The sequence below is a fragment of the Borborobacter xinjiangensis genome, assembly GCF_047739745.1.
In the GTDB taxonomy this organism is placed as follows: domain Bacteria; phylum Pseudomonadota; class Alphaproteobacteria; order Rhizobiales; family Rhizobiaceae; genus Pseudaminobacter.
In genome coordinates this window covers 17,508-33,983 of sequence record NZ_JBLLVA010000021.1, presented here as the reverse complement: position 1 = coordinate 33,983, position 16,476 = coordinate 17,508, and the positions used below count along the sequence as shown (strand labels likewise).

At 63.6% G+C, this 16,476-nt stretch carries 18 protein-coding genes; 5 read left to right on the top strand and 13 right to left on the bottom strand.

Annotation, left to right across the window (positions count from 1 at the left end; translation table 11 throughout):
- Positions 1 to 80 precede the first annotated feature (80 nt).
- Positions 81 to 1,214: a glycosyltransferase family 4 protein gene (locus ACLKMW_RS19350; RefSeq protein ID WP_415726144.1), complete on the top strand. Its 1,134-nt coding sequence runs from the start codon at positions 81 to 83 to the stop codon at positions 1,212 to 1,214.
- A gap of 65 nt (positions 1,215 to 1,279) precedes the next feature.
- Here the strand turns inward: ACLKMW_RS19350 and ACLKMW_RS19345 are convergent, their stop codons facing one another.
- The 4 genes from ACLKMW_RS19345 to ACLKMW_RS19330 form a co-directional block, all read right to left on the bottom strand.
- Positions 1,280 to 1,537, bottom strand: a complete 258-nt coding sequence (locus ACLKMW_RS19345; protein WP_415726143.1) for a SemiSWEET family sugar transporter — start codon at positions 1,535 to 1,537, stop codon at positions 1,280 to 1,282.
- Between the two features lie 169 nt (positions 1,538 to 1,706).
- Positions 1,707 to 2,633 (bottom strand): radical SAM protein, encoded by a 927-nt coding sequence (locus tag ACLKMW_RS19340; protein WP_415726208.1) that lies wholly within the window; start codon positions 2,631 to 2,633, stop codon positions 1,707 to 1,709.
- A gap of 261 nt (positions 2,634 to 2,894) precedes the next feature.
- Positions 2,895 to 4,112 carry a mandelate racemase/muconate lactonizing enzyme family protein gene (locus ACLKMW_RS19335; RefSeq protein WP_415726142.1) on the bottom strand — a complete coding sequence of 406 codons (1,218 nt, stop codon included), beginning with the start codon at positions 4,110 to 4,112 and terminating at the stop codon, positions 2,895 to 2,897.
- An 87-nt stretch (positions 4,113 to 4,199) separates the two neighbouring features.
- Positions 4,200 to 5,816, bottom strand: a complete 1,617-nt coding sequence (locus ACLKMW_RS19330; RefSeq protein ID WP_415726141.1) for a GMC family oxidoreductase — start codon at positions 5,814 to 5,816, stop codon at positions 4,200 to 4,202.
- 171 nt (positions 5,817 to 5,987) lie between these two features.
- Between ACLKMW_RS19330 and ACLKMW_RS19325 the strand changes: the two genes are divergently transcribed.
- Positions 5,988 to 6,380 (top strand): acyl-CoA thioesterase, encoded by a 393-nt coding sequence (locus tag ACLKMW_RS19325; protein WP_415726140.1) that lies wholly within the window; start codon positions 5,988 to 5,990, stop codon positions 6,378 to 6,380.
- A gap of 10 nt (positions 6,381 to 6,390) precedes the next feature.
- Here ACLKMW_RS19325 and ACLKMW_RS19320 read toward each other — a convergent pair whose 3' ends face one another.
- Entirely contained in the window at positions 6,391 to 6,765 is a 375-nt protein-coding gene (locus ACLKMW_RS19320) for a winged helix-turn-helix transcriptional regulator (protein ID WP_415726139.1), read from the bottom strand.
- Positions 6,766 to 6,853: 88 nt separating this feature from the next.
- Between ACLKMW_RS19320 and ACLKMW_RS19315 the strand changes: the two genes are divergently transcribed.
- Positions 6,854 to 7,450, top strand: coding sequence for an NADPH-dependent FMN reductase (locus ACLKMW_RS19315; protein ID WP_415726138.1), 597 nt, complete (start codon positions 6,854 to 6,856; stop codon positions 7,448 to 7,450).
- Positions 7,451 to 7,622: 172 nt separating this feature from the next.
- On the opposite strand, the gene ACLKMW_RS19310 is transcribed toward ACLKMW_RS19315, so the two are convergent.
- From ACLKMW_RS19310 to ACLKMW_RS19280, 7 genes are all read right to left on the bottom strand, one after another.
- Positions 7,623 to 8,933: a hemolysin family protein gene (locus tag ACLKMW_RS19310; protein ID WP_415726137.1), complete on the bottom strand. Its 1,311-nt coding sequence runs from the start codon at positions 8,931 to 8,933 to the stop codon at positions 7,623 to 7,625.
- 256 nt (positions 8,934 to 9,189) lie between these two features.
- Positions 9,190 to 9,900: an LssY C-terminal domain-containing protein gene (locus ACLKMW_RS19305; RefSeq protein WP_415726136.1), complete on the bottom strand. Its 711-nt coding sequence runs from the start codon at positions 9,898 to 9,900 to the stop codon at positions 9,190 to 9,192.
- A gap of 17 nt (positions 9,901 to 9,917) precedes the next feature.
- Entirely contained in the window at positions 9,918 to 10,835 is a 918-nt protein-coding gene (locus tag ACLKMW_RS19300; protein WP_415726135.1) for an extensin-like domain-containing protein, read from the bottom strand.
- Positions 10,836 to 10,942: 107 nt separating this feature from the next.
- Positions 10,943 to 11,758, bottom strand: a complete 816-nt coding sequence (locus ACLKMW_RS19295) for an extensin-like domain-containing protein (RefSeq protein WP_415726134.1) — start codon at positions 11,756 to 11,758, stop codon at positions 10,943 to 10,945.
- Between the two features lie 132 nt (positions 11,759 to 11,890).
- Positions 11,891 to 12,619 carry an MOSC domain-containing protein gene (locus ACLKMW_RS19290; protein ID WP_415726133.1) on the bottom strand — a complete coding sequence of 243 codons (729 nt, stop codon included), beginning with the start codon at positions 12,617 to 12,619 and terminating at the stop codon, positions 11,891 to 11,893.
- Positions 12,609 to 13,034, bottom strand: a complete 426-nt coding sequence (locus ACLKMW_RS19285) for a DUF3775 domain-containing protein (protein ID WP_415726132.1) — start codon at positions 13,032 to 13,034, stop codon at positions 12,609 to 12,611. The genes ACLKMW_RS19290 and ACLKMW_RS19285 overlap by 11 nt, the downstream gene beginning before the upstream one ends.
- A gap of 92 nt (positions 13,035 to 13,126) precedes the next feature.
- Positions 13,127 to 14,020, bottom strand: a complete 894-nt coding sequence (locus tag ACLKMW_RS19280) for a DMT family transporter (protein ID WP_415726131.1) — start codon at positions 14,018 to 14,020, stop codon at positions 13,127 to 13,129.
- Positions 14,021 to 14,180: 160 nt separating this feature from the next.
- On the opposite strand from ACLKMW_RS19280, the gene ACLKMW_RS19275 reads away from it, so the two are divergent.
- Together ACLKMW_RS19275 and ACLKMW_RS19270 are read left to right on the top strand one after the other, a co-directional pair.
- Positions 14,181 to 14,531 (top strand): DMT family protein, encoded by a 351-nt coding sequence (locus ACLKMW_RS19275; RefSeq protein ID WP_415726207.1) that lies wholly within the window; start codon positions 14,181 to 14,183, stop codon positions 14,529 to 14,531.
- 107 nt (positions 14,532 to 14,638) lie between these two features.
- Complete coding sequence (locus tag ACLKMW_RS19270) at positions 14,639 to 15,175, top strand: tetratricopeptide repeat protein (protein WP_415726130.1); 537 nt, start codon at positions 14,639 to 14,641, stop codon at positions 15,173 to 15,175.
- Between the two features lie 10 nt (positions 15,176 to 15,185).
- Here the strand turns inward: ACLKMW_RS19270 and ACLKMW_RS19265 are convergent, their stop codons facing one another.
- Complete coding sequence (locus ACLKMW_RS19265; protein ID WP_415726129.1) at positions 15,186 to 16,352, bottom strand: PQQ-dependent sugar dehydrogenase; 1,167 nt, start codon at positions 16,350 to 16,352, stop codon at positions 15,186 to 15,188.
- Positions 16,353 to 16,476: the final 124 nt, after the last annotated feature.

Genomic DNA, 16,476 nt, shown 5'->3' with positions numbered 1-16,476 from the left:
CAGCTTTGCGCAATGCTGCGGAACGCGCTAGGAGGGAGGCCGACCGTCCGCCCTTCGCCAACCAACAACGGCTGATTTCGATGAAGATTGCCCACCTCGTAGGCCATAGCGCGTTGAACGGCGTGGCAACCAGCACGAAGATGCTGATCGACGCGCAGATCCGCGCCGGCCATGAGGTGATGCTGGTCTATCCGCGTGACTCATGGATCGGACGCCAGACATTCGCCGGGCCGCTGAAGAAGCTGGAATCCAGCTTCAAGACCAGCCCCGCCGAGCTGCGCAAGACAGGCTATCCGATCCGCGACTGGGGCCGCGCACTGGTTCATGCCCATGGCAACCGGGCCAACAAGCTGGCGATGATCTACACCATTGTCGACGGCACGCCCGCGGTGATGACGGCGCATGCGCGCCGGTTCCAGATTCCCTGGCGCTTCGCCCATGCGGTGGTGGGGCTGAGCCGGCCGACCGCGGACTATTATACGAGCCGGCTCCTTGTTTCGCGCAGCCGCATGCATGTCGTCCCGAACATGTTCGATCTCGCCAGTGTCCAGCCGGTGACGGCCGAGGCAAGGGCTGCCGCGCGCCGCGAGCTCGGCATCCGCGACGACACGCTGCTGCTTGGCGCGGTCGGAAAGATAGACGCGCGCAAGAACCAGGTGGATGCGCTGCTGGTGCTCAAGCGACTGCTCGCGATAGGACATGACGCGGAATTGCTGCTGATCGGCGACGCATCCGAGGGCGACGAACTGCCGGGCTGGCGCGAGGCGCTTGCCGATCCGGCGCTTGCGGGGCGCGTGCATCTGGCCGGGCACCGGGAAGATGCGGTTTCGCTGATCTCGGCAATGGACATATTCCTGTGCGTGTCCAGGGTCGAGGAAGCGCCGATTGCGCCGCTGGAGGCGATGGCGCAGTCCGTGCCGGTGATCTCCACCGATGTCGGCAACATGTCGGAGCTGCTGCCGGCCGATCGCTTGCTTCCGGTGGGCGAGGTGGATGGCATGGCAAAGGCGGTGGATCGGCTATGCCGCGAGACGACATCGCTTGGCGAGGCGGGGGCAGCCGACCGGCGCATGGTGGCGGCCAAGCTGTCACCCGAAGCGATCCTGCCCCGGATCGAGGCCATCTACCGTGCGGCTCTCGGGCGCGCGCGCGATCGCGGCTGGAAGCATTTTGCAAATCCGGACGACCGGTGGACGCCAAGCCAAAGAGCCTGAGAATCCGTCTGGAACTCTGCTCTGCCGGTCACCTGATGCGCTTCCGGTGCTCAGGCACTGCCAGCTCAGCCGTAGCGCAGCTTCAATGCGACGATGGCGCCGATGAACAGGAAGGTGACCGTATTGGCCATGATGACCGGCCATGAGCCGATGAGCGCGCCGTAGATGATCCAAAGGAAGATGCCGCCGGCAAGCGCGCCGTTGGTGACCAGGGAAATATCGGCCGCCTTCTTCTCGCGGCGTATCTTCAGGATCTGCGGCAGCCAGCAGAACGTGGTGATGAAGGCGGCGGCGGCGCCGAGAATTTCGATCGAGGGGTGCAAGGAAGACTTCCGGAAGCAAGGGCGACAGGCAATCGCCACAATGCATGACAGAAGCGCGAATCATTGTGAAGCGGGATTCGCGCGCTGGTCCAATCAGCGCGCGAGTCTGCGAGCCCCCAATCGGCCGCGTTTCAGCGCATGGCGTCGGCTTCGTTTGAACGACGCAGGTTCAGCCCTTCGGGGCGCAAGGACTACAGCCGTTCGGAGCGCATGGTCCACAAGCCTGGGTGGTCGGGCAGCAAGCGTCATAAGGACCGCAGGTCTTCGGAACACAGGTCATCTTCAACTCTTCGGCCGATCTTGCGGGCGCGATGACGGCGTCATGAATTCGGTGCCGGATATCGGTTAGTTGCTGTGAGCTCAAAATGGCTTCGAGCGGCCTTTCAAGCACCGATCCGACTGCCCATTGCTTGGACATGTTGCAAGGTGCAACGATGCCGTCGGGGCCGATCGAGATGGTCCCGCCCGCGCAGCTTCCACACAGCTCGTCCATGCCGCATGCGGTTTCGCCGGTCGCGCGACCGAACTGGCGGACATGATCGAAGCCGATGTTTTCCACGCCGAGCGCCTCAAGGAACGCTTTGGTTTCGTCTGCGTGATCCCGATTCATGTCCATCAATATGATGCCGGCCCGGAAGCTGAGCTTGGCCGAAAGTACACGGCGGATATTTGCCACGGTTCGCCGGAAGCTGCCCTTACGCGTGGTGACGGCATCATGGATTTCTTCGCGCGCCGAATAGAAGGAAGTGGCGACCGCTACCTGGTTTTCCACGAAGTGGCGAAGCAGAGATTCATCCAGCGCGACAAGATTGGTGAATACTTCGACGAATTCGAAGCCCAGCCGGCGGGCTTCCGTGATGAGGCGAGGCAGATCGCGATTGAGCGTCGGTTCACCGCCGATGAACTGCACCTTCGTGCAGCCGAGGCGGTGAAGATCCTGCAGGAGTCCAAGATATTGCTGAACCGTGAGAAGGTCCTTCTCGCCTGAATAGGGGCTCGACTCCGCATAACAATGGCTGCACTGCAGATTGCAGCGGTTGGTGATTTCGAGCCATGCGAAATCAAGCGGCGGGTTTGGCTGGAATTTCGAACGCATGGTATCGGGCTGAATGTGCATTTCAGGTCCCCTTTGCTCTGGTCAGAGCGCGTCAAAAGCGGAAATCTATAGGAAGGGATTTCGTTGTTTAAAGACGTGATTATGGAGAAGGCCGATATACTGACTACAACTTTAGGTGGATGTGTTCACGACAATCAAGCTGCCGATGCGGGCGTGATCCTTCGATCCGACAGCTCGTGCTTTTGACAGCCGGATTCCGTTTCCTTCGCCAAGCCGCTGATGCGGAATCGCTTTTTGGGCTCAGGGAAACAGCGGTTTCGGCGACATCTCCAGGTGAAGCTCGCTTCCCGTCCAGGGATGGGCCTCGCAGACCGCCTCGTCGAGCTCGACGCCGAGGCCGGGTTCCGTCGAAGGGATGACGTGGCCCTGCTGCCACTCGATCTTGTTCTTCAGGAGCTTGGCGTGGAAGCCATCCCAGGTCTTGAGCGACTCAAGGATGAGGAAATTCGGCAGCGTCACCGAAAGCTGGATATTGGCGGCCCCGACGATCGGCCCGCAATAGCAATGCGGTGCAATCTGGATGTGGTGGGTCTCGGCCATCGCCGCGATCTTCTTGGCCTCGAGGATGCCGCCGCAGCGGCCGAGATTGGGCTGGAGGATGGCGGCAGCGCGGCTTTCGATGAGGCGGGCGAACTCCCATCTGGTCGTCAGCCGTTCGCCAGCGGCGACGGGAATGGAGGTGCCGCGCGCCACCTCGGCCATCGCTTCCGGCGCGTCCGGCGGCACCGGCTCCTCGAACCAGAGCGGATCATGGGGTTCGATGGCGCGGGCCAGGCGCAGCGCGCCTGCCGCGGTGAACTGGCCATGCGTGCCGAAAAGGATGTCGGCTCTCGTGCCGACAGCCTCGCGGATGGCCTTGAGCATGCGCGCCGACAGATCGATGTCGGCAAGGCGCGGCTGGTGGCCGTCAAAGGCGGTGTAGGGGCCGGCGGGATCGAGCTTCACGGCGTTGAAGCCCTGCTCGACATAGGCGAGCGCGCATTCGGCGGCGAGTTCGGGGTCGTTGTAGACGTTGCGTTCGGGATTTTCGGCCTCGGCCGGGACGGCGCTGCCGGCGGCCGGGTAGAGATAGGTGTAGCTGCGCAGCGTTTCATGCACCCGGCCGCCGAGCAGCTTGTAGACCGGCTTGCCGGCCTCCTTGCCGATGATGTCCCAGCAGGCGATCTCCAGCGCCGAGACGCAGCCCATGACGGATGGGTCCGGCCGCTGCGAGAAGCCGGAGGAATAGGCGCGGCGGAAGAAGTTTTCCACGTCATGCGGGTCGTGGCCGACGAGATAGCGTGCGGCGACATCCTCGATCATCCTAGCGGTGACGTGCGGGCCGAAGGCGGCGCTGTAGGCTTCGCCATAGCCGACGACATTGGCATCGGTGGTGAGCCTGACGAAGATGAAATAGCGCCCGCCGATGCCGGGCGGTGGATTGGCGACCACGAAGGTTTTGACGTCGGTGATTTTCATGGATGTTTTCCTCCGTTGCGGCCTTTCCCCTCATCCGGCCCTTCGGGCCTCCTTCTCCCTGCGGCAGGGGATGAGGGGCAACCTTGCTCATTGCCAATCCTCCAGAATCATCTGCGCCCCCTTCCAACCCGTAACGATGGCGGCGGCGTTGGTGTTGCCGGTGATACTGTCGGGGAAAATCGAGGCGTCGACAATGCGCAGGGATGAGAGGCCGTGGACCTTGAGGCGCGGGTCGACGACCGATCTGGAGGGATCGGGGCCCATGCGGCAGGTCGAGACCGGATGATAGACGGTGCCGCTGCGGGCGCGGAAATCGGCAACCAGTTCATCGTCGGTGAGGCAGGCTGGGCCGGGCAGCATCTCCGCCTCGATGATTCCGGCCAGTGCGGGCATGGAAGCGAGCCTGCGCACGAATTTCACCGCGGCGAGCATTTCGGAAACGTCCCGCTCTGTCGAATAGGCATTGGCGACGATCCTGGGATGATCGCGCGGATCGGGCGAGCGGATCGTGATCGAGCCGCGGCTGGTGGGGCGGCAGTTCGACAGGCCAATGGAGAAACCCGGCCAGGGATCGGGCGACAGGATCGGCCGCTCGCCGAGCCGCGGGATGACGGTGGAGAAGGCCTGGAAATAGAGCTGCATGTTGGGGCGCGGCTGGCCCGGATCGGTGCGGAAGAAGCCGCCGCCCTGGTTCATGCTCATCGACAGCGGGCCGCGACGCAGCAGCAGATATTGCGTGCCGACGAGCAGCTTGCCCCACCATGGCCGGAGAATTTGGTTCAGCGTCGGCAGGCTGGCCTTGTAGGTATAGTTGATGCCGAGATGGTCCTGCAGGTTTTCGCCGACGTGGGCACTGGCGTGGACCACCGGAATGCCGAACCTCTGGAGCAGGCCGGCCGGGCCAATGCCGGAAAGCTGCAGCAATTGCGGCGTGGCGACTGTGCCGGCGCTGACGATGACCTCGCGCCCGGCAAGGGCAGTGACGGCCCGGCCATTGCGCAGATACTCGACGCCGGCGGCACGCCTGCCATCGAACAGGATTTTGGTCGCCAGCGCATGGGTTTCGAGGCGGACATTAGCGCGCTTCATCGCCGGCCGCAGAAAGGCGCGCGAGGCCGACATGCGCCGCCCGTTACGAGTGGTGATCTGGTAGATGCCGACGCCCTCTTGGGCAGCGCCGTTAAAGTCCTGATTCAAGGTGAGGCCGGCCTCGATGCCGGCTTTCAGGAAGCGCTGGGTAAGCGGGTGTATGCGGGCGCGGTTGTCAGTGATGTGGAGGGGGCCGCCGCGGCCGCGCCATTGGTCGGCGCCGGCCTCATTGTCCTCGAACTGGCGGAACAGCGGCAGGAGGTCGGCATAGGCCCAGCCGGGATTGCCGGCGGCCGCCCAGGCATCGTAGTCCTCGGCCGCGCCTCTGATCCACACCATCGCATTAATGGAACTGGAGCCGCCGAGCAGCTTGCCGCGCGGCCAGTGATCGGCATTGCCGTTGAGGCCGGGGTCCGGCTCGGTGCGGTAGTTCCAGTTGACGGCGGGGTCGAAGAAGGTCTTGCCGTAGCCAAGCGGCATCTGCACGTAGAAGCGGCGGTCGCTGCCGCCGGCCTCCAGCACCAGCACTGAAAAGCGACCGTTCGCGGAGAGTCGTTCGGCGACAACCGAACCGGCAGAGCCCGCGCCGACGACAATGAAATCAGAGGTTTGCATTTGAAATCAAACGCCGCCCGCGAACTGGCTCACATGTCGATTCATCCTAGCGTTTGCAGGTGCTGGCCGCCATCGCAGCATCCGTCACGGCTTGTGAAAAATGCGACCGGGGCTTGTCGCCGGACGATCTTGCTGCCATCCAGAAGGGATCGAATTCGGAGGACAGGCGGCATGGTGAAGTATGCTGACGGCAGGCCGGCAGGCGAACTGACGCTGCGGACGCTGGCAATGCCTTCGGATGCCAATGCCGCCGGCGATATTTTCGGCGGCTGGGTAATGGCGCAGATGGACCTTGCCTGCGGGATACGCGCCGCCGAACGCGCCAGGGGCAGGGTGGTGACGGCGGCGGTGAAGGAGATGTCCTTCGCCAAACCGATGAAGATCGGCGACACGCTCTGCATTTATACGCATGTGACAAAAGTCGGCCGCACTTCGATGACGCTGAAGGTCGAAGCCTGGGCGCAGCGCTATCTGCAGGAGCTGATGGAGAAGGTGACCGACGCCGATTTCATCATGGTGGCTCTGGATGGCGAGGGGCGGCCGACGCCAGTGCCGGCGGAGTAGGCGACGCGGCTCAGTCTTCGGCCGCCGCCGCGTCGTAGCGCGCCCGCGCCTGGTTGATCCGCAGCGTGTTCTTGCGCGCCCAGTCGGCGAGGGCGTTTACCGGCTCTTGCAACTGGTGGCCGAGTTCGGTCAATTCGTAGTCCACGCGCGGCGGGATGGTCGGATACAAGGTTCGCGTGACGAAGCCGTCGCGCTCCAGACCGCGCAGCGTGGTCGTCAGCATCTTCTGCGAAATACCGCCGATGGCTTTGCGCAATTCGTTGAAGCGCATCGGCCCGTCGCTGAGCATGCCGACGACGAGCACCGTCCATTTGTCGCCAACACGCTGCAGGATATCGCTGATCGCACGGCAATCCTCGCTGCGGTGAACGTGCCTCGGTTTCAAGAAAGTGCCTCCTTGCGTCGGTATCTAATGGTTACCTATATAGCGTCGGTATCCAACGTATACCATAGATTTTGACCAGGAGAGAAATATGTCCAAGCCAAAAATCGGCATCATCGTCGGCTCGACGCGCGCAACGCGCTTTGCCGACAAGCCGACCGAGTGGATCGCCGATATCGCCAGGGAACGGACCGACATCGATTTCGAGGTCGTCGACCTGCGCGATTATCCGATGCCGTTTTTCGAGGAGGCAGCGTCGCCGGCATGGGCGCCTTCCACCAACGAGGTGGCGCAGCGCTGGCAAAGGAAGATCGCCGAGCTCGACGGCTTCATCATCACCGCCGCCGAATACAATCATGCGCCGACAGGCGTGTTGAAGAACGCCATCGACTATGCGGCGAACGAATGGAACCGCAAGCCGGTGAGTTTCGTCGGATATGGCGGTGTCGGCGGTGCGCGCGCCGTCGAGCAGCTTCGCCTTATCGCCGTCGAATTGCAGATGGCGCCGACCAAGGCGGCCGTCCATATTCTGTGGCCGGACTATCTGGCGGTGACGCAGGGCAAGAAACTGTCCGAGATCGAGCACCTGAACCAGAGCGCCAAGGCGATGCTGGACGACGTCGCTTGGTGGGCCAGGGTGTTGAAGGCAGCACGCGGGGCCGACGCCGTGCGAGCCGAGGCGGCCTGAGGAACTCCGGCAATTCCGCTAAAGGGCGACGCTTGTGTCGCCCTTTTTGTTGGGCGCAACGTACCGCTTCGCCTCTCTTTGCTCGGCTGCCCTTGTCGTCCGCCGTTCATGTGGTGATCATCCTGAATCAAGAGCGGTCGCCAAGCTATTGATTGTCGGCGGAAATCTCCGACTACATGACGGCTTTGCGATGCGGTGTGGCGAGGCGCGAGACGAGTATCTTGTCGATGCGGCGGCCGTCGAGATCGACGACCTCGAAGCGCCAGCCCTGCACATCGACGCTCTCACCGGTCGTCGGCAGGTGATGCATGTGCGACAGCACGTAGCCGGCGACCGTCTCGTAGTCCCGGCTTTCCGGCAGGTCGACGCCGATCAGGTCGGCCATCTCGTCGGCCTGCATGTAGCCGGCCAGCAGCCATGAACCGTCATCACGCTGGACGGCTGTTTCCGCCTCATCGGCATCGAGGTCGGCGCGGAACACGCCGGTGATGGCCTCGAGAATGTCGGCGGGGGTGACGATTCCTTCGAAATGGCCGTATTCGTCGTGGACCAGGGCGACCGGGACTTCCGACTGTTTGAGCGTTGCCAGCACGTCGAGAGCATCGGCCTGGTCGTGAACGATGGGGGCGGTGCGAACATTCTTGCGCGGATCCAACGTGCGGCCGCGAAGCATGGTGGCCAGGATCTCGCGCGTCTGCACGACGCCGATCATCGCATCGACGCTGCCTTCGCCGACGGGAAGGCGCGAGTGCTGCGTTTCCATCAACAGCTTCCTGATCGTGGCTTCGTCGGAATCGAGATTGAGCCAGTCGACCTCGGTGCGCGGCGTCATGACGGCACGCACCGCGCGATCGCCAAGCCGCATGACGCCGGCGATCATGCGGCGCTCGTCGGATTCGATGGTGCCGTGATGCTCGGCTTCGGCCACCAGCATCTTGATCTCGTCGTCGGTGATTTTCTCCTCGCTCTCGCCGCGTTGGCCAAGCAGCCAAAGGAGACCGCGCCCGGAAATGTCGAGCAGCCAGACGAGCGGGGCGCCGATAATGGCGAGGATGTACATGGACGGCGCGACCCGGCTGGCGACCGCTTCAGGATTGCGCAGCGCGATCTGCTTGGGGACCAATTCGCCGACAATCAGCGAGCCATAGGTGATGATAGCCACCACGATACCGACGCCGAGCGGATCGGCGACGCCCTGCGGCAAGCCGAGGGCAAGCAGGCTCTGCGAAAGCCGCTGGCCGAGCGTTGCCCCGGAAAAGGCACCGGAGAGCACGCCGACCAGCGTAATGCCGATCTGCACGGTGGAAAGAAACTTGCCCGGATTGGCGCCGAGTTCGAGGGCGCGCGCCGCGCCCTTCACATGACGGTCGATCATGGTTTTGAGCCGGGCGGGCCGGGCCGAAACGATGGCCAGTTCCGACATGGCCAAAAGGCCGTTCACGCAGATGAGGACGACCACGATGGCGATTTCGACGTAAAGCATAATCGCTCAATAGCATCAGGCCCGCCAAGTGGAAAATAGGTAAAAGCAATTGATTGGGCCACAGGCGATGCGAATTTTTCAGCCGTTAGTCCCCCTTTGTTCTGGAGCCCTCCTTCGAGAGGCTTCTCAAGGGGCCATTGGAAATGGCGGGGACTTTCCCTTTTACCCCCTGCTCCGTCTCGGCTTCGCCTCGCCACCTCTTCCCGCTGCGCAGGGGAGAGGACAAGAGCCAGGCATGCCACCGCCGTGCTGCAGGTCAGCGATCGATGGGGTTCAGCACGATGACGCTGGCCATGCCGTCGGTGAAGTAAGGATCGCCGCCGCCATTGCGGCCGGCTGTCGTCGGGCCAATACCGTCCATGCTGTAGCTGGAACCGACCACGCCGGCGGCGGTAAGCTGGGAGACCAGGAAGTCGCGCTCCGCGTCAATGTCGGGGCCGATGTGATGGGTGATCTGGCCGGTGTCATGGCTGAAACCGACGCCGCGATCATAACTTGCCGAGCCGAGCCAAAGCGGCGGCTTTTCCGTGTCGGCCGACGCGACCTGCCAAAGGCGGACATGATGGCGCTGGTCGGCGCTGATGCCGACCGGCTTCTCGAAGGCGAGATCCTGTTTTCGCCCGTCAAACAGCAACGTGCTGACAGGTGCATCGGCATAGGGACGATCGAAGACCACGCTTTCGCCGATTTCGAGGCTGGATCGCAGGGTGATTGCGTCGGCCGGGCTCCATTTCGCGGCGGCGAAGGCGTGGAGGACGTCGGCCTTCGAGCCGATCAGCCCGACATTGATCGGGTCGCCCGGAATGCCTTGCGGTGTCGTGGTGAGCATCTGTTCGGGAGCGCGATCGAGACGACGGTCCCTGAACGACCAGTATTCCGGCGCGGCCATGTAGGCCAGGCCGATATAGAGAAAGCCGCAGGCCAAGAGAAAGCCAGCGGCGCGCTTCGGCAATGCGTGACGACGCATGGCTGCACGGAGCCTTGTTAGCGGCAGGCGACGCGCCCGTTCCTTCGCGGCATTATATCGAAATGGAAATGGTTGCGGTGATCGTAATTGTAGCCGGGGCCGAGCACGGTGGTGAAATAGGAGCAGCCATCGGCACGCACCGTGTTGAGGAAGCCGCGCTGGCGGAAGGAGAACCAGCCGGGCTTGCGCACGTCGATGTCGCGGCCGTTGTTGAGCTCGATGCGCATGATATCCAGCGCATTGCCCATCGAATGCTGCGAGGGCGTGCGGCTGCGGGCGATGCGGCGGCAGGAATAGCTGGAGCCCTGGTGGATGGTTTTCACGCCGGAGAAATATTTCCAGCGGGCGGCGGGCACGAGTTCCTTGCGGGTCCAGCGGGCAAAGGTCGCGGCCATGCGGCAGCTTAGCGTCGCGGCGGGCTTCATGCCGACGCTGCCGATGGCCGAGACCTTGACCGGATGGTCGATGCGGCAGGCGCCACCATCGTTGATCGGCGCGAGGTCGCGGAAGGTGACGCCAAGGCGTTTGAGCTCGTCGCGGCAATCGATCTCCTCGACCGGCATCGACGTCGAGGGCGGGGCGGCGGGCGCGTCGGGGCGCGGATAGGCGACCATGTAGGGATTGGATGGAACCAGCGTTTGCAGGCCGGCCGTTGTCGGAGCAGGCGTCGGCGCTTCAGCCGCAGGTAGTTCCATCGGCGCCAAATCCGCTGGGGGCGGGGCAGACGGGGGTGGCATCTCGACGGGCGGCATGGAAGCCGGCATTACCGCGGCCGTCTGCATGCCGACATCCACGTCCGGCCGCATGTTCATCAAGCTTTCGGTGGTGCAGGAACTGGCAAGCCCGGCAGCGAACAGGGCAGCCGCGCCGCCGGCAAGGAGCCGTATGCTGCCGGATTTTTGCGCGCGCGCCAGCATTGCCCGAAATGGGGCCATCGGTCGGTTCCCTGTCCCTGGTATGTGGAAAATAGCAGCCAAGGGTAAAGGAATGATCAGCGGCGGCTTTTACCCCTGTGGCGGCATTGCGGCGCGGAACTTGCGGGCTACTGGCAGAAGGTTCCGCCATTCTTGCGCGGCGCGAGGTCGAAATGGAAATGCAGCGAATGGTCGGCATCGCTGCCGGGGCCGAGCACCGTCTTGAACGGCCCGCAGGCGGCTTTGCGGATGCGATCGAGGAACTGCGCCGCTTTTGCGTCGGGCGTCTGCGAAACATCGACCTCGGTGCCTTTCGACAAAATGAAGCGGGCAATATCGAGGGCATTGCCGAAAGCGTGTTCGGAGAGTTTTTGCGAGCCGTTGCGCGGCCGGCAGACATAGGCGGAGGCCTGGGCGATGGATTTGAGCTCCTCGCCATAGGCGGTTTTGGCGGCGGGCGAGATGACATCGCGGGCAAAACGCGCGGCGGTCTCGGCGATGGCGCAATTCATGACGGCTTGCGGCGCAAGCTCGATGTCCTTGCCGAGCGAACGTATCTCAAGCGGCCAGGGCAGGGCGCAGCCGGCGGGATCGGAGAGCGGCGGGCGTTCCTCGAATTTGACGCCAAGGTCGCGCAGCCGTGCGCGGCAGGCTTTTTCCTGCGGCGGCATGGTGGCCGGGCGAGGTGCGATGGAACGCGGATCTGGCGGCTCCGGAGGCAGCGCCTTCTCAGCCGGGGGGACGGGCTTTTCCGATGGCACCGGCGGGCCTTTCTTCTCGGCTTGCGGTGTGGTGCCGGTGTCCGGGCGAGGCTCGGGCACCGGTGTATCGCCAAGCCTGGCGGGCGGAATATTGCCGGCCGACGGCGCGTGCACCTTTGGAACCGGGACCTCCTGCGGCAGCACGACCGGCTCTGCCGTCGCGACGCCTGCGGACACAAGCATCGCCAGCAACAGGGAGAGAGCCGGCCATTTGCCTGGCTGCGAAAAATTCATCGCCCGCAAACGGCGGAGGGGGCCATTGGTTGCGGGGGGCGCCGTTCACGATCGGTGACGGTCGATGACGATCGGGCTACGCTATTGCGGGCTGCGAAGCCTTCTGTTCCAGTCCTCGACCGAATGCGTTGCAATGCGGCGGGCGGCGAGATCGCGCCAGGACGTGGCGAGTTCCGGCAGGTCGCGAAGGTCCGCCAGCGCCTCCATGTCCAGCGTGCGGGTGTAGAGAAGGTCGATGACGCGGGCGAGCGGCCATCGCGGTTGCGGGCGATGGTCGAGAAGCATGAGGTCGCCGGGCGCGATCGTGCCCTCCTGCAGGACGCGGTAGTACCAGCCGGTGCGTCCGCTTTTCTGCACGCGAAACGCCATGTCGGGCCGGTCGAAGCGGGCATTGAGCCGCCAGCAGGGCTGACGACCCTGGCTGACCTGGAGCAGGCTGGTGCCCAGCCGATATACGTCGCCGATGCAGACGGTCGCCTCGGTCATGCCAAGCGTCGAGATGTTCTCGCCGAAGGCCGGCGGGGCGGCGAGCCGTTCGGCCAGGCCGGAATCCTCGGCGAGCCAGGCCGGATAGTGGTCGCGGGCATAGTGGTGCAGCGCCTTTTCCGCGCCGCCGTGATGGCGCGTGTCGCCCTGATGATCGCCGCGAAGGCCGAGCCTGGTGACCGTCTGTGGTCCATGCACCGGCTGCTTGTCGATGCCGCTCGGCACATTTTGCGGCCCGAGCGGGCGAAGCGCGCCGATGTGAATTGCGTCGACGACAATGGGCGCCGACGGCGCATCCGCATCTTGCCGGGTGTCATGCGCCAATGGCTTCGAGCCCTTCCTCGAGCCAGTCGCCCAGCATCGGCATGCCGAGCAGATAGGCCGAGGTCCGCCGGAGATCACGCTGGCGCGCCTCGGCAAGCGCCTCGTTCCATTCCGAGCCGTCATAATCGCCGCGCCCGATCCACATCAGCGCGATCAGCTCGGCCGCCTCGTCGACATTGAGGTCGTCGAGCAACTGCCGGAGTTCCTCGGCCACCAGGTTCTCGGATTTCTCCTCGGCCAACCCGTCATGGTGATGGTTGTCGCGGGTGTCGCCGTCGAGCTCGACCTCGTGTTCGCTGCCGTCGGCATAGTCATCGTTGATGGCGGCGCTGATGGCATTGGCTTTTTCGATGAACATGCGAACGGTGTCCGGGCCGATGGACAGTTCCCAGTTCCTTTCGCTCTTTTGCTGCACGGCCGTCCTCCTGACGGAAGTCGCAAGGATGATAGCCGATTTATAGGGGACGTCACGTCCCCTTGGTGGTTTTGGCAATTGCGCCGCCGAAATCACGGATTGGCCGCCGAGCGCTGGCGCAAAACAGCCGGCAGGACTTCGACGGCGATGATGGCGCCGAAGATCAGCAGGCAACCGAGCAATCCGCTGGCGGGCAGGCGCTCGCCGAGCAACAGCGCGCCGAACAGGCCGGCAAACACCGCCTCCGACGACAGGAAGATCGCCGCCTGCGGGGCGGTGGTGTAGCGCTGGCCGATCACCTGCAGGGTGAAGGCGGCGCCGCCGGAGAATATTCCGGCATAGAGGATTTCCGGCAGCGCCAGCCGCACCGCGTTCCAGTCGACCGGTTCGAGCACGAAGGCAGCCCCGAGGCCAAGCACGCCGCAGACGGCGAATTGGGTGACCGCCAATGTGACCGGCCGCCCTGTCGGCGCGGCGGCGCGACCGATGAAGATGAGCTGGAGCGCGCAGAAAGCGGCCGCCGCCACGTTGAGCCAATCGCCGACGACGAGGGCGGTGAGCGTGCCGCCCGACATCAGCCAGATGCCCACCACTGCGGTGATCGCGGCGGGCCAAACGACCGGATGCGGCCAGGTGCGAAACAGGAGCACGGCAAACAGCGGCACCATGACCACGTAAAGCCCGGTGAGAAAGCCGGCATTGGTGACCGTGGTGGTCATCAGCCCAACCTGCTGGGTGGCCGAAGAGGCAAACAAGAGCGCGCCGATCCACGCGAAGGCCAACCAGCTCGACCGTGACAGCGTGGCTTTGGCGCGCCCGGATTCGCGAAGCGCAAAGGGCAGGATGACCAGCGTGGCGAGCAGGAAGCGAAGCCCTATGAAGAAGAACGGACCAATGGCGTCCATCGCCGTCGACTGGGCAACGAAGCCCATGCCCCACATGGCGCCGGCAAGAAGCAAGACGAAATTGGCCTGGAGACGGGTCAAGATGCAGGCATATCCTGAATTGAAAGCCCGTAGCTATGCCACGCTCCGGCAATTTGACAGGGCCAGTTCCGGAGCTTGCTTGGGCTACAGCTCAGCGGCGATTGACAGGCTCGGCCGGCGGCCTGAAATGGCGGCGCTCCTCCTCCAGAATGGTTTGCGCATGGCCACGCTCCTATCCCCGAAAATTCTGCCGATCCTGATGCTTCTCGTCTCGAACATCTTCATGACGTTCGCATGGTACGGTCATCTGAAGTTCAAGACCTCGGCGCTCTATGTAGCGGTGCTGGTGAGCTGGATGATCGCCTTCTTCGAATATTGGCTGGCAGTGCCGGCCAACCGCATCGGCAGCCAGGCCTATTCGGCGGCCGAACTCAAAACCATGCAGGAAGTGATCACCCTGTCGGTCTTTGCGGTGTTTTCAGTGTTCTATCTCAAGGAGGCGTTGACGTGGAACCACCTGCTCGGCTTTGCGCTGATCGCCGGCGGGGCGGCGCTGATCTTCAAGGGCTGACGGAATTTGCAGCACGGCGCTCGCATTTTGTTGAGATGATGCGATCTGGCCGATGCGTTAGCATCAGCCCGTGCGGACAATTATGGCGGTGTAGAAGGAGGAATTCCATGCATATCCATACTGCCATCAAAGCGGTCTGCCTCTGCCTGGGCACGGCCATGGTCGCGGTGCCGGCCTACTCGTTCGATACCGGCGGAAACGCGGTTCCGACCTGCAAGAAAGGCCAGGTCTACAGCAAGGCGCTCAAGAAATGCGTGGCGCAGCAGAGCAGCGGCGCCGTTGACGACGACGATCTCTACGACACCGGCCGGCAACTCGCCTTGGCGGGCAAATATGACGAGGCGATCCGTGTGCTCAGCCGCGCCGCCAACAAGTCCGATCCGCGCGTGCTGAACTATCTCGGCTATTCCTATCGCAAGCAGGGCGATGTGAAGCGCGGCCTCGACTACTACGAGGCGGCCCTGAAGCTCGATCCGGATTACACGCTGGTTCGCGAATATCTCGGCGAAGCGCATCTGCAGCTTGGCGATCTCGCTTCGGCGCGCAAGCAGCTCGCGGAGATCGAAAAGCGCTGCGGCACGACTTGCGAGGAATATACCGACCTGTCGGGCGAGATAGCGGCATTCCTGAAGACGAAAGGCTGAGCGTTCTCGGTCAGTCGCCGCGCGACAGCCGGATGATTGCGCCGTCGTCCTCGTCGGTGAGCAGCCACACGGAACCGTCGGGCGCGAGGTTGATGTCGCGGATGCGGCCGAATTCGCCTTCGAACATGCGTTCCTCGCCGGTGATCACGCCGGCCTCGTCTCTTTCCAGCCGGGAAACGAGGGCGAATTTCAGCGATCCGACGAGAAGATCGCCGTTCCATTCGGGAAACATCTCGCCCTGGTAGACGGCAAGGCCCGAAGGCGCGATCGACGGATCCCAGTAGTAGAGCGGCTGCTCGTAGCCTTCGCCCGAGGTGCCCATGCCGATCTTGTCGCCGGAATAGTCGACGCCGTAGCTGACGACCGGCCAGCCATAGTTCTTGCCGGCTTCGGGGCGGTTGATCTCGTCGCCGCCCTTGGCTCCATGCTCGGCCGTCACCAGGCTTTCGGTAACGGGGTCGAAGATCGCCCCCTGTACATTGCGGTGACCCTTGGACCAGAGCTGGGGAAGGCCTCTCGAACCTTCGGCGTACGGATTGTCGGCAGGGACCTGCCCGTCGGTTCCGACGCGTAATATGGCTCCGGCGCTGTCCTGCATGTCCTGCGCACGCTGGCCCCGGCCGCGGTCGCCCGTGGTGATGAAGAGCGTGCCGTCGGGCGCGAAGACAAGCCGCGAACCGAAATGATGCGAGGTGCGCGTCTTCCGTGCCATCGAAAAGATGGTTGTCATATCTTCAAGGCGCGCGCCGTCCTGGTCTCGCACCAGCCTGGCCCGAACGACGGCAGTGCCAGCGCCGCCTTTGCCAGGTTCGGAGAAGGCGAAGAAGATCAGATTGTCTGACGCGAAGTCGGGGGAGGCGACGACGTCGAGCAGGCCGCCCTGTCCGCGCGCGACGACGTCGGGGACGCCTTCAACCGGTTTCGACAGCTTGCCTTTCGACAGAATGCGCATGCGGCCGGGACGTTCTGTGACGATTGCGTCACCGCCGGGGAGAAAATCGAGGCCCCATGGATGCTCCAGCCCGTCGACCACCGTTTCCGCGTGAACCGTGGCTTTTTGCGTATCGAAATCTTGCGCGTTGGCGCCGCCCCACGCAGCCGGGATGGCGGCGAGCAAAGCGAATGCGATTGTGGATTTCAATGTGCGCATGACCTTGGCGTAGCCCAAATGATGCATGGTCCTGACATAGCCCAAATGATCGAGCGAGCAAGTGCGAGAGACCGAATGCTGGCCGGACGCGATCACGATGCGGTGAAATCGGGCGGTTCGCGGCCTGATTTTTTGACGTGAAAAGCGCGTG

Bases quoted from the DNA above. Each gene is read 5' to 3' on its own strand.
- ACLKMW_RS19295 (WP_415726134.1), bottom strand. From the start codon at position 11,758: ATGCTTGTGTCCGCAGGCGTCGCGACGGCAGAGCCGGTCGTGCTGCCG.
- ACLKMW_RS19300 (WP_415726135.1), bottom strand. From the start codon at position 10,835: ATGGCCCCATTTCGGGCAATGCTGGCGCGCGCGCAAAAATCCGGCAGC.
- ACLKMW_RS19340 (WP_415726208.1), bottom strand. From the start codon at position 2,633: ATGCGTTCGAAATTCCAGCCAAACCCGCCGCTTGATTTCGCATGGCTC.
- ACLKMW_RS19315 (WP_415726138.1), top strand. From the start codon at position 6,854: ATGTCCAAGCCAAAAATCGGCATCATCGTCGGCTCGACGCGCGCAACG.
- ACLKMW_RS19305 (WP_415726136.1), bottom strand. From the start codon at position 9,900: ATGCGTCGTCACGCATTGCCGAAGCGCGCCGCTGGCTTTCTCTTGGCC.
- ACLKMW_RS19325 (WP_415726140.1), top strand. From the start codon at position 5,988: ATGGTGAAGTATGCTGACGGCAGGCCGGCAGGCGAACTGACGCTGCGG.
- ACLKMW_RS19265 (WP_415726129.1), bottom strand. From the start codon at position 16,352: ATGCATCATTTGGGCTACGCCAAGGTCATGCGCACATTGAAATCCACA.
- ACLKMW_RS19350 (WP_415726144.1), top strand. From the start codon at position 81: ATGAAGATTGCCCACCTCGTAGGCCATAGCGCGTTGAACGGCGTGGCA.
- ACLKMW_RS19310 (WP_415726137.1), bottom strand. From the start codon at position 8,933: ATGCTTTACGTCGAAATCGCCATCGTGGTCGTCCTCATCTGCGTGAAC.
- ACLKMW_RS19275 (WP_415726207.1), top strand. From the start codon at position 14,181: ATGGCCACGCTCCTATCCCCGAAAATTCTGCCGATCCTGATGCTTCTC.
- ACLKMW_RS19270 (WP_415726130.1), top strand. From the start codon at position 14,639: ATGCATATCCATACTGCCATCAAAGCGGTCTGCCTCTGCCTGGGCACG.
- ACLKMW_RS19335 (WP_415726142.1), bottom strand. From the start codon at position 4,112: ATGAAAATCACCGACGTCAAAACCTTCGTGGTCGCCAATCCACCGCCC.
- ACLKMW_RS19330 (WP_415726141.1), bottom strand. From the start codon at position 5,816: ATGCAAACCTCTGATTTCATTGTCGTCGGCGCGGGCTCTGCCGGTTCG.